The sequence below is a fragment of the Deefgea sp. CFH1-16 genome, from assembly GCF_016881365.1.
In the GTDB taxonomy this organism is placed as follows: domain Bacteria; phylum Pseudomonadota; class Gammaproteobacteria; order Burkholderiales; family Chitinibacteraceae; genus Deefgea.
This window is the reverse complement of the sequence record NZ_WLYT01000001.1, coordinates 504456-515267: the sequence shown is the minus strand read 5'-3', so window position 1 is coordinate 515267 and position 10812 is coordinate 504456. Positions and strand designations below refer to the sequence as shown.

General features: G+C 49.1%; 13 protein-coding genes. 6 read left to right on the top strand and 7 right to left on the bottom strand.

Annotated elements, in window-relative coordinates; translation table 11 throughout:
* Positions 1-105 precede the first annotated feature (105 nt).
* Positions 106-588 carry an aromatic acid exporter family protein gene (locus tag GKO28_RS02695; RefSeq protein ID WP_182075268.1) on the top strand — a complete coding sequence of 161 codons (483 nt, stop codon included), beginning with the start codon at positions 106-108 and terminating at the stop codon, positions 586-588.
* Positions 589-866: 278 nt separating this feature from the next.
* Entirely contained in the window at positions 867-1979 is a 1113-nt protein-coding gene (gene yiaY / locus GKO28_RS02690) for an L-threonine dehydrogenase (protein WP_182075267.1), read from the top strand.
* A 68-nt stretch (positions 1980-2047) separates the two neighbouring features.
* On the opposite strand, the gene GKO28_RS02685 is transcribed toward yiaY, so the two are convergent.
* From GKO28_RS02685 to purB, 7 genes are all read right to left on the bottom strand, one after another.
* Positions 2048-2506 (bottom strand): DoxX family protein, encoded by a 459-nt coding sequence (locus GKO28_RS02685; protein ID WP_182075266.1) that lies wholly within the window; start codon positions 2504-2506, stop codon positions 2048-2050.
* 103 nt (positions 2507-2609) lie between these two features.
* Positions 2610-3017 carry an SRPBCC family protein gene (locus tag GKO28_RS02680; RefSeq protein WP_182075265.1) on the bottom strand — a complete coding sequence of 136 codons (408 nt, stop codon included), beginning with the start codon at positions 3015-3017 and terminating at the stop codon, positions 2610-2612.
* 231 nt (positions 3018-3248) lie between these two features.
* Positions 3249-3815, bottom strand: coding sequence for an elongation factor P (locus tag GKO28_RS02675; protein WP_173534680.1), 567 nt, complete (start codon positions 3813-3815; stop codon positions 3249-3251).
* A 161-nt stretch (positions 3816-3976) separates the two neighbouring features.
* The gene (gene earP, locus GKO28_RS02670) at positions 3977-5110 is read right to left on the bottom strand and encodes an elongation factor P maturation arginine rhamnosyltransferase EarP (protein ID WP_182075264.1); all 1134 of its coding nucleotides are present in this window, start codon (positions 5108-5110) and stop codon (positions 3977-3979) included.
* A gap of 106 nt (positions 5111-5216) precedes the next feature.
* Positions 5217-6461, bottom strand: a complete 1245-nt coding sequence (locus GKO28_RS02665) for a YdgA family protein (protein WP_307839072.1) — start codon at positions 6459-6461, stop codon at positions 5217-5219.
* Complete coding sequence (locus GKO28_RS20965; protein WP_182075262.1) at positions 6451-6669, bottom strand: DUF945 family protein; 219 nt, start codon at positions 6667-6669, stop codon at positions 6451-6453. The genes GKO28_RS02665 and GKO28_RS20965 overlap by 11 nt, the downstream gene beginning before the upstream one ends.
* Positions 6670-6727: 58 nt before the next feature.
* Positions 6728-8098, bottom strand: a complete 1371-nt coding sequence (purB, locus tag GKO28_RS02655; protein ID WP_173533563.1) for an adenylosuccinate lyase — start codon at positions 8096-8098, stop codon at positions 6728-6730.
* A 283-nt stretch (positions 8099-8381) separates the two neighbouring features.
* Between purB and GKO28_RS02650 the strand changes: the two genes are divergently transcribed.
* From GKO28_RS02650 to GKO28_RS02635, 4 genes are all read left to right on the top strand, one after another.
* Positions 8382-8585, top strand: a complete 204-nt coding sequence (locus tag GKO28_RS02650; RefSeq protein WP_182075261.1) for a hypothetical protein — start codon at positions 8382-8384, stop codon at positions 8583-8585.
* A gap of 214 nt (positions 8586-8799) precedes the next feature.
* Positions 8800-9516: an energy transducer TonB gene (locus GKO28_RS02645; protein WP_182075260.1), complete on the top strand. Its 717-nt coding sequence runs from the start codon at positions 8800-8802 to the stop codon at positions 9514-9516.
* A gap of 5 nt (positions 9517-9521) precedes the next feature.
* Positions 9522-10184, top strand: coding sequence for a MotA/TolQ/ExbB proton channel family protein (locus GKO28_RS02640; RefSeq protein WP_247646300.1), 663 nt, complete (start codon positions 9522-9524; stop codon positions 10182-10184).
* Positions 10185-10261: 77 nt separating this feature from the next.
* On the top strand, positions 10262-10678 hold the full coding sequence (locus tag GKO28_RS02635; protein WP_182075259.1) for a biopolymer transporter ExbD: 417 nt from the start codon (positions 10262-10264) through the stop codon (positions 10676-10678).
* Positions 10679-10812: the final 134 nt, after the last annotated feature.

Sequence of the window (10812 nt, the reverse complement as noted above, 5' to 3'; positions counted from 1 at the left end):
CTTGCCATGAAACCTTGTTATAAAACATTTGCACGAGCACTGAAGTGATTGCGTTTGCAGACCAAATAGTTAAGGAGTGCACGATGATTCGACGCCGATCTTTGCATGTTTTCGCTACAGGTTGCGATTGTTTCTGTACTGTCATTTTATTTTGGGGTGCATTTTACCCAGTTTTTTCAGGGTGAATCGGCAGGTATTGGTGGTTTGTGGGCGGCGATTTCATCGATAGTGGTGTTGCAGGCGACGCAAAAAGCCACGATTGAATCGGCGTGGATGCGCACTTTAGGCACCTTGATTGGGGCCAGCATGAGTGCGCTGTACTTTCAGTTTTTCCCTTTTAGTTGGTTAGGCATGGGGGCGACAATTTTTGCGACGGTTTTATTGTGTGAAATGCTCAATATTCCAGACAATGCCCGTTTAGCATCGATTACCGTGTGTATCACCATGGTCATGGCCAGTTTGAATCCGACGATTAATCCTTATTTAAATTCTATATTGCGCTTTAGCGAGTCGATGATTGGCATTGCTTTGTCGATGGCGGCGATTATTTTGTGGCCAACAGATGCTGATGCAAAAGGCGAAAAATAAGCGCTCGTGCTAAGCGTTCAATCGATGCTGGCTGTGCTCAGTCCAGCGAGCGTTTTTCAATTTAAAAAACACCACAAAGTACCTCGTTAGAGTTAGATGAACGCAATGATTTACACCGATTGCGGGTATTGCTTACGAGGTACTTTGTGGGTGTTGGTTCTGATATAAGTCAATTTATTACGGCGGTATTCGGAGTAGTCTAGACGTATTGTTACTACTGTGAAACGAGGTATTGATCATGACAACGACTGCTTTTTTTTATCCCGAGTGTGAATTTAATGGGTGCTGGTTGCTTACGCGATGCGGCAAAAACAATTAAAAGTTATGGCTTTAAAAAAGCGCTGATTGTGACTGATTTACCCTTGGTTAAAATTGGGGTGGTGAAAACTGTCACTGATTTATTGGCACAAGAAGACGTTGCCAGTGTGGTATTTGATGGTGTTCACCCTAATCCAACCACCGCCAATGTGGCGACTGGCTTGGCCATGCTGCAAGCCAATGGCTGTGACTGCGTGATTTCAGTCGGTGGCGGCTCTCCGCATGATTGCGCTAAAGGTATTGCACTGGTTGCGGTCAATGGCGGTGATATTAAAGATTACGAAGGGCTAGATCGCTCGGCTAAACCACAATTGCCTCTCATTGCGATTAACACCACGGCCGGTACCGCCAGTGAAATGACGCGGTTTTGCATTATCACCGACGAAGCGCGACATGTAAAAATGGCCATTGTGGATAAGCACACTACGCCGATTTTGTCGGTGAATGATCCTGAATTGATGTTGCTTAAACCCGCCGGTTTAACCGCCGCCACGGGGATGGATGCCTTAACGCACGCAGTAGAAGCGTATGTATCGACCGCTGCAACGCCGATTACCGATGCGTGTGCGCTCAAAGCCGTTGAGATCGTTAGCCAATCATTACGCCAAGCGGTGCGTCACGGTGATGATATTGCGGCGCGTGAACAAATGGCGTATGCCCAATTTTTAGCCGGGATGGCATTTAATAATGCCTCGCTGGGTTATGTGCACGCCATGGCGCATCAATTGGGTGGTTTTTACGATTTACCGCATGGTGTTTGCAATGCAATCTTATTGCCACATGTGCAAGCGTATAACAAGCAAGTGTGTGCTAAACGTTTGGGCGATATTGCACGGGCCATGGGCGAGAAGGTGGATGGCTTAAGTGACGACGCTGCCGCCGATGTTTGCCTTGCCGCGATCCGTCAATTGTCGGTTGATGTGGGTATTCCAACTGGCGTCGCGCAATTGGGGGCCAAGCTCGAAGACATTCCAACCTTGGCAACTAATGCATTAAAAGACGCGTGTGGTTTGACCAATCCAAAACAACCAACGTTTGAAGAAGTTTGCGAAATCTATCGCGCGGCGATGTAACGCCAAGGGTGCAGTAAACAACGCCACATCGCTGTGGCGTTTTTTTTTTGCGCTGAAAATTTAAACTTTTAAAGTTTCGGTGATTTTTGTGCGCAAAGTAACACGCCATCTAAGCTCCAGCGCCGCGTTGGAATAGCAACTAAGACCAGCAGCATTAAGCCCCATTCCAAATGGTCTTGCAGTGCTGAGGGGATCGTTTTGAGTACATGAAAATACGCCACCACCGCCATGCCATTGACTAGAAATAAGCCCAGGGCCGAGCAGCGAGTGAATAAACCGAAGAGTAAAGCGATGGGTAAAATTAGCTCAGCTGCGGTACCGAATAAGGCGGCAATAATGGGGGGCAGCAGTGGCACATGATATTCATCGGTAAATAAAAATAGCGTGGTATTCCAGTCTTGAATTTTTGTTAAACCAGAAAGAAAGAAAACTTTACACAGATAGAGTCGCAGTAAAAAATCGGCAACTGGGGCTAAGGCGTCGAGTATTTTGGCTTGAATCAGCGCGGGGATACATTTTTGCAGCATTTTGCTTCACCTTGGTCAATGGATTGTACTGTAGTCGCTGACTGGGTGAGTTTCTTACTGGGCTGAGTCAATTTATGCCGCCTTATTTTTGATACGCATGTGTTTATGGGTGTGTTGTCACGTACATAGCAAAATTATTTAGAATGGCTTGCCATCCCTGACGTTGTTGTTCCACTGTGTGTTCAGTTTCCGCATCGAAAGTGACACGAATAGATACACCGTTGGCGCGGCTTTCAAATACGACTTCAGCAGTACGGTCGCCCAAAGAATATGCAATCAATTCGTTCGGCACAATTTGGGTATAGGTCCCTGTAAAATCAAAGCCAAAGCTGGCATCTTTCGCCTGCATGCGCGATAAAAATGTCCCGCCCACACGTAAGTCAACCGTTGCCTGCGTGGTGTGCCAATCATCAGAAGCGGCATTCCACTGCATGATGTCGTTGGGTGTGGTGTAGGCGCTCCAGATTTTGTCAATTGGCGCATTGATGATGGTTTCAACCGTAATTTTCATTAGCTAACTCCTGATGGTCGTTGGCAACTACAGCTGTCTGATGTTCACGTGTGAGGGGTAGCAGTCAAAATAGTTTAGATTGCCAATTTGAATAGCGCATTAATTGTGGTTTGCTGGTGCTGTAACGGGGCAGGGGAATTGAAAGTCTTTTTGCGGGAAGGGGTGCTGAGGATCGACATGACAATAAAAAAGCCACCGCGAACGGTGGCTTTTGGCAGCTTAAACGAGCAATTAAGCAGCGCGTTTTTTGAATTCGTTAGTGCGAGTGTCGATCTCGATTTTGTCGCCGATTTCGATAAAGGCAGCCACTGGCAATTCAAAGTCAGTGCCTTTGAGTTTAGCTGGCTTCATGACTTTACCTGAGGTATCGCCACGAACTGCTGGCTCAGTGTATTCCACTTCACGCACAACCACGGTTGGCAATTCAACAGAGATCGCTTTGCCTTCGTAGAAAGTCACTTGGCATTGGTCTTCCATGCCGTCAACGATCAAGCCACGAGTGTCGCCAAGATTGTCAGCTTCAACGTCGTGCGAGTTAAATTCTGCATCCATAAATACAAACATTGGATCAGCAAAATAAGAGTAAGTGCAGTCGAGTTTTTCTAAAGTGACCACGTCGAGTTTGTCATCAGCGCGGTAAACCACTTCAGAGCCTTGGCTTGATAACAAGCCTTTGGCTTTAACTTTTACAACCGATGAGTTACGGCCTGATTTGCTGTATTCAGTTTTTTGCACAACCCAAGGTTGACCATCAACTAAAATCACATTACCAGCGCGAACTTCTTGAGCAGTTTTGATTGCCATTTTTTACATACCTAAAAGCAGATTAAATAGAACGGGTTTTAAGAGTGCGGCGATTTTGTCGGTGTGAACCAGAGCATCCGTTGATGCTTGGCTTTGCTACGGCCAAAAAACATCAATCGAGCCACGTACTTTTAAAACACGCTCGACACAATCGACTATTTTAACTTGGATTGGGTGAACTTGACCAGATTAGTCGCAAGATCTCCGTGTTCCGCTAGTCGAAAAGCCCAGTTTTTGGCGTGTTCTTGCAAGATTGCCCATTGCTGGCGATAGGCCAACCAACTGGCGGCAACCTCACCCCCTTGATTCCAGCACTGATAAAACGCGGTTAAAGCTGCGGCACTCTGAGTTGGTAAGTCGGCGGTATACAGCGCCAAAAACGCCGCGAGTTTGTCTAAATGGGTATTTTCACTTTGCGGGTAAATTTGCCACACCATGGGTATGCCAGCCCATTGGGCGCGAACAAAACTATCTTCGCCTCGCACAAAGTTTAAATCACAGCTCCATAAAAGTTGGTCGTAATCGTCTTGGCTGAGCATCGGTAATATGGCTAGATGACACGCGCCGTATTGATATACGTGCCCGATGTATAGCGCTGGCTGATTCAGTAGCTGTGCAATCTGTGGCAATACCTTGCCGGTAGGAATAAACAAATGGACGGGGGTAGGGCTGTCTTTGAGTGCGCTCAGCCAGTCGATTACGGCGGGGTTTTCGTAGGCAAATACAGAAATAAACACGGTGTCAGCAGTTTCGGCGGGCAATTGCGGTGCCAATTGGCGGCGCAATTGCTGGCTGTCACTGGCCTGCCAGTGTGCTCGGCGCTTGAGCATGCTGCGCTCAGCGATGAGCCCGCCGGTGCGCTGGCTAAAGCCGGGAAAGAAAAAATATTTATTTAAACCCATTTGTGGCGATGGCAAGCCATGGCAACCGGCCACCCAATCTTCGGCGCTGAGGTATTCTAAATTCAGCCAAATGGGCTTGCTTGGCCATTGCTGCATTTGCGCGAGGTACTCGCTAGGTAAATCGCAACCAAAGGCTTCGATGACCACATCGCTAGCGGCGGTGTTTGTCCATTGGCTAGGCCAGTGCCTGATGGTGACGCTGTCGAGCTGTTGCTCGGCTAAATCAGGCTGAATTTCTGGGCGAATTTGGGCAAAGCTGGCTAGATCGTCCACCCATAAAGTGACTGCCAACTGATGCTCAGTGGCCAATTGCCGTGCTAGACGCCAACACACGCCAATATCACCAAAATTGTCGACCACGCGACAAAAAATGGTCCAAGTTTGCATGGGCTTTCCTTGTTATCGATTGGTTTTGGCGCAGAGCATTGCTTGCGTAGCGCTTAAAACAAACAAGGCCTCGTAGGAGGCCTTGTGTTTAAATTGCCGCCGGGATTTATTCGGCCTCTGCGCTGGCTGGTGTTGCCCATGGTAGCGGCACTTTAATACCGTTTAGAATAAAACTACCTTTATTCAGTGAGGCCGTCGCAGCCAGTAATTTGCCATCAACGCGAATTAGGTTTTGTTCGGCCAGTTTATTGATTTGCCCTTCGACAAATTGCCCAGCTAGAAAATCCAAATCGGCCATATTTACTTGGCTATCGGCGCCGCCAAATACATTGCGTGCTTGCCATAGCGCCAAGGTTTCGACGACTTTTCGTGGCACAGAAAAATCGGCTTTAGCGTCGATTTTATTGACTAAATCGACTGGGTTTTCTAAATCTGCTGCGACAAAGCCATTTAAGCCCACTTCACCCGTAAAGCGCAGCGCGCCTTCGGGGAGTTTGACTTCGAATTTTTTAATCGCCAATTGCGGATTGTTTTGCAATAAAGGCAGGCCTTGGGTTTTCGCCAGATTAGTCAACGCGGCCGTCAGTTGGTCACGATCGAGGTTTTGTTTTTGTAATAAGGTGAGCTCGTCACCAATTTTAGCCAAGGTTTTGCCGTGCAAATGATTCGCTTCGGCGATCAACACCGCTGGGCCGTAGGGCTGCTGATCCAGCGTCAAGGTATTGAGATCGATCTTGGCGCTGGCATTGATAAATTCGCCGGCTTCTTTGATGTCGCCCGCGTAAGCCAATTGCTCCAGCTTGAGTTTAAACGGCGTGCCTTCGGTGAGATTGAGATCGAGCTGGCCGATTTTGGCGGTGGTGCTGCCAATCATTAAGCCGCTGGTGCCGCGCACTTGCGTGATGTTAAAGCTAAAGTCTTTGAGGGCAAATTGGCCTTTGTTTTTGGCTTCGCCTTTTAGGCCCGGCGCATTGGCAATCAGCGTTACGCGGTTAAAGTCACCACCGTAGTCGAGGCTGGCGGTGAGGCCTTCCCAGTGCGCTTTAATGCCGGACAGGGCTTCTTCGTATTCAAACGCGGGGATGGATAAATTCACAATCCCATCGTCGTTAAAACTAATGCGATTTTCGATTTTAATTGGCTGTTGTTCGCCAAAGAATTTGCTTAAAAATTTCTGGGTATCGGGCGCAAACACAAATTGTGTGCTCACTGCGGCCTTATACGGTATGAAATTAAATTGGCTAAGCAAGGGGAGCGGGCCATGCTTGATGTGATTGGTGTACGTCACTGCAAAGGTTTGCAGAGGTTCGCCTTCTTTTTCCAGCATGAAGCGATACAGTTCAGGGCGCACTTGCAAGGTGGTGGGTTTCAGTCGAGCTAAACCAACCGCGCTGATAGCTGTGCGATTTCACAATGAAATACGGCAAGTTAGCCAGCCAAGCATGTTGCTTTTGCATGGTCTGTTCTACGGCTTGGCCAGCGTAATAGCTGCCCCCGACGTAGGCGATGGCAAGCGCGGCGAAGGTGAGGCTACTGGCCAAAACAACTTTACGTTTCACTGTGAGTTCCTTAAATACGGTAAAAAGAGCCGGGCAGCGCGCTGCCCGAACTCTAGACTTAGATACGACGAGCAAGTTCCTCAGCCGTACCCAGGTAGGTGGCAGGCGTTAATACTTTGAGGCGATCTTTGGCGTCTTGCGGAATCGCTAAGCCATCAATAAACACCGCCAGTGCTTCTTTGGTAATGCCGGTTTTGCCACGCGTTAACTCTTTGAGTTGTTCGTATGGGTTAGGCACACCATAGCGGCGCATCACGGTTTGGATTGGCTCGGCCAAGACTTCCCAATTGTTGTTTAAATCAAAAACCATTGCATCGCGATTGGCCATTAATTTATTCAAGCCTTTGAGTGCCGCAACGTAGCCCAGCAAAGTGTAACCCAAACCTACGCCCATATTACGCAATACGGTCGAATCAGTCAGGTCACGCTGCCAGCGTGATACCGGTAATTTTTGGCTTAAATGGAACAACACCGCGTTGGCCATACCGAGGTTACCTTCGGAATTTTCAAAGTCGATTGGATTGACTTTGTGCGGCATGGTCGAAGAGCCAACTTCGTTTTTATTAACGCGTTGCTTAAAGAAGCCCAGCGAAATATAGCCCCAGATGTCGCGGTTCATATCGACCAAAATGGTGTTGGCACGGGCGAAATCGTCGTACAACTCGCTCATATAGTCGTGTGGCTCGATTTGGATGGTGTAGGGATTAAAACTAATGCCTAGGCTTTCGACAAAGCGGCGGCAAAAGCCTTCCCAATCAAAGCCAGGGTAAGCCGATAAATGCGCGTTGTAATTACCTACTGCGCCGTTGATTTTACCAAGTAATTCAACTTCGCTAATGCGCGACAATTGGCGCTCTAGACGAAACGCCACGTTGGCCATTTCTTTACCCATGGTCGTCGGCGTTGCCGGTTGGCCGTGGGTACGGCTCATCATTGGCGCATCAGCGAGCTCGTGAGCTAATTCTTTAAGCTTGGTGATGATTTCCGACAATTTAGGCAACATCACGCTTTCACGTGCGCCTTTGAGCATCAAGGCGTGTGATAGATTGTTGATGTCTTCAGAGGTGCAGGCAAAGTGAATAAATTCACTGGCTGCTGAAACTTCGGCGTTGCCCGATAGGCGCTCTTTTAACCAGTATTCAACCGCTTTTACGTCGTGGTTGGTGGTGCGCTCGATGGTTTTAACTTCGAGTGCGTGTTCGGTATTGAATTGACTGACGACTGCGTCGAGTTCAGCAATGGTGGCAGCAGAAAAAGGCTTGATATCTTCAAGCGCAGCATCGCTGGCAAGGGCTTTAAGCCAAGCCACTTCAACCGTTACGCGGTTTTTGATCAATGCGTATTCGCTAAAATGAGCCCGTAAATCGGTCAGTTGTTTTTCGTAGCGGCCATCAAGTGGTGAAAGTGCGGTGAGTGCTGAAAGTTCCATTATGCCAACCCGTCCGTAGGTCTTGGTCTATCAAAGCGCCGATTCTAACACAGTGCCTTCATCCACTCACAGCAGTGCTTGCGTGTGCGTGACAGCGCGCATTATGTGGATGGTTTGCACAGCAAAAAATCGATTCGTGACAGTGCTGGCAAATCAGATGAATAATACCGTTGCCTTACAATTCTGGCGTGTTTGTCGCCGTTTTTAGTTTTAATTGTAAGTGTCGATCAAGTGACGAGCTGGCCGTTCGAGCTGGCCGTGATAAAACTTATGGAGAGAGTGCATGTCCAGTTATACCCATTTAACCCCCGAATGGCAGCTATGGATTATTGAAAACCTAGAGCGCGGTTGTCAGGCACAAACTTTGGTGCAGACGATGATTGCCAAAGGCTTTGATGCCATGTTTGCCAATGCCATGGTGTTTCATTTTTCATCGAGCCTGGCAAAAGAATCGCAAAGTGCCGCGCCACTAAAAGATGCACAATAATTTGTAGATTGTCTTTGGGTATAGCCTGCAAACCAAATTCGATTAAATCGTACCGGGCTATACCTATCCCATCGCAATCGGTCGCAATGCACCGGGTTGTTTCTGGTTTTTAAATTGTCGCCCATTCAATTGAATTAAATCGTCACAGATCGGCGAGCAAAGATAAATGCAATGGCATATTGCTAATGAGAATGCTTCTTGATAACATACGAGAATGATTCTCGATAACAAATACTCTTTATGTTTGGTGGTATTGGCCCATGCCGGTTTGCTGCATGGGGTGATGGGTACGCCAAGTGCTAGCCGTTTACCCGAGCCGATGCTGCTGCAAGCGATGCCGCTCAGTCAGGGCGAGCCTGCGCCAAAACTTAGCCAAGCCGCAGCGCCCGTAGCCAAGCCTAAAGTAAAGCCAGTCACGGCGGCCAAGACGCCTGTGAAAACGGCAGCAAATCCCGTCATCGTCAAAGCCAAACCCAGTCGCATCGCACCAACGCCAGAGCGCACGGCAACGATGACGGTGGCCGCAGCCGAAAAAACTACGCCAGCTATTGAAAGCCAAACGACTGAGGCCGTGCCGCAAAGTCGTCCTGCTGCGCAATCGAGCGCCGGGGCGCGTGGGCAAAGTGCGGAAGTGGTCGATAGCGTGACTGAGCCGAGCTTTCATGCCAATTATTTAAACAATCCCAAACCACCGTATCCACCACAGTCTTTGGCCTTGGGTGAAAAAGGCGTGGTGATGCTTCGGGTTGAGGTGAGTGCCGCAGGCAGTGCCGAAGCGGTGAGTTTGCAGCAAAGCAGTGGTTATCCGCGCCTAGATCGCGTGGCGCAGATTACGGTAACGCAATGGCGTTTTGTTCCTGCTAAGCGCGGCCAAGATGCGGTGGCGGGCACGGTGATTGTGCCGGTGCATTTTTCTATTAAAAAGTCTTGAGGTTGATGATGGATTTGTCTTTGGTTTTGCATTCGGGTGATCCGATTTTGCAGTCCGTATTTGGTTTATTGGTGTTGATGTCGATTGTGAGTTGGGTGGTGATTGTGGCGCGCTCACGTTTGCTGTGGGTGATGAAGCGCCATCAGCAGCGTTTTATGAGTCAATTTTGGGAGGCCAGCGATTGGCAAGTTGCGCTTAATTTGGCGGCAAAAAATCAGTCGCCCGCTGCCAAATTGGCTACGACCGGTGCGGCTGGTTTGCAGCATTACCGTGCACACGAAGGCCGTGGTTTGGCCAAAGCGGTGTCACTCGATGATTATTTAGTGCGGCAATTGCGAACCGGTTTAAGTCAAGAAACCGCCAAGATGGAGCGCGGCCTAACTTGGCTGGCAACCACTGGCTCGGTGGCGCCTTTTATTGGTTTGTTTGGCACCGTGTGGGGCATTTATAACGCCTTGGTCGGGATTGCTGCCAGCGGCAATGCTTCACTCGCCACGGTGGCCGGGCCCATTGGTGAAGCGTTGGTGGCGACAGCCGCCGGTTTGGCGGTGGCGATTCCGGCAGTGGTGGCGTACAACGCGTTTATTCGCGCCAATCGCCGTTTTGGCCAAGAGCTCGATGGTTTTACCCATGATTTGCACGCGCAATTATTAAGCGAAGCACCCTGATGCTTGGCTGGCGGTTGAAAATCAAGTGCTGGCTTGGGTTCGCGCTGGTAATGAATAAAGAGTAAAGGAGTTTGAACATGGGGTTTGGTAGTTTTGGGCAGCAAGATGCCGCACCAATGGCAGAAATCAATACCACGCCGTTGGTGGATGTGATGCTGGTGCTATTGGTGGTGTTTATTGTGACGGCGCCGGTGATGACGCATGCCGTCAAAGTGGAATTGCCAAAGGCGACGGCCAGTGTGCAGCAGGTGGTCAAAACGCCGCTGCGTTTAACGCTCAAAGCCGATGGTAGTTTGCTCGATGAGCAAACCGTACTGAATGCCGCGCAGTTGGACGCTAAATTGGCCGCCGTTTTTAAAGCCGATCCGCAAACTGAAGTGCATTTATATGCGGATAAAACCGTGCAGTACGAACGCATCGCGCAAACCATGGCCGCCGCGCAGCGCGCCGGTTTAAGCAAAATTGGCTTAATGACCAATGGGCAAGGAGGCTGATTTGTCCTGTTAACTAAATTTGCCTAAGCAAGATTTCGCTGGCCTCTCGCGCCCCAGTCTACTGTCTTGTGGGCGCTAGAGGGTTAATGATTGTTTGGGCACTTACCCTCGTTTTGGCGGTTAACCCCGCCTTT

Coding starts and splice junctions, on each gene's coding strand:
- GKO28_RS02640 (WP_247646300.1), top strand. CDS start 9,522: ATGATGGATTTGTCTTTGGTTTTGCATTCGGGTGATCCGATTTTGCAG.
- GKO28_RS02695 (WP_182075268.1), top strand. CDS start 106: ATGTTTTCGCTACAGGTTGCGATTGTTTCTGTACTGTCATTTTATTTT.
- purB (WP_173533563.1), bottom strand. CDS start 8,098: ATGGAACTTTCAGCACTCACCGCACTTTCACCACTTGATGGCCGCTAC.
- yiaY (WP_182075267.1), top strand. CDS start 867: ATGGGTGCTGGTTGCTTACGCGATGCGGCAAAAACAATTAAAAGTTAT.
- GKO28_RS02650 (WP_182075261.1), top strand. CDS start 8,382: ATGTCCAGTTATACCCATTTAACCCCCGAATGGCAGCTATGGATTATT.
- earP (WP_182075264.1), bottom strand. CDS start 5,110: ATGCAAACTTGGACCATTTTTTGTCGCGTGGTCGACAATTTTGGTGAT.
- GKO28_RS02645 (WP_182075260.1), top strand. CDS start 8,800: ATGATTCTCGATAACAAATACTCTTTATGTTTGGTGGTATTGGCCCAT.
- GKO28_RS02680 (WP_182075265.1), bottom strand. CDS start 3,017: ATGAAAATTACGGTTGAAACCATCATCAATGCGCCAATTGACAAAATC.
- GKO28_RS02635 (WP_182075259.1), top strand. CDS start 10,262: ATGGGGTTTGGTAGTTTTGGGCAGCAAGATGCCGCACCAATGGCAGAA.
- GKO28_RS02685 (WP_182075266.1), bottom strand. CDS start 2,506: ATGCTGCAAAAATGTATCCCCGCGCTGATTCAAGCCAAAATACTCGAC.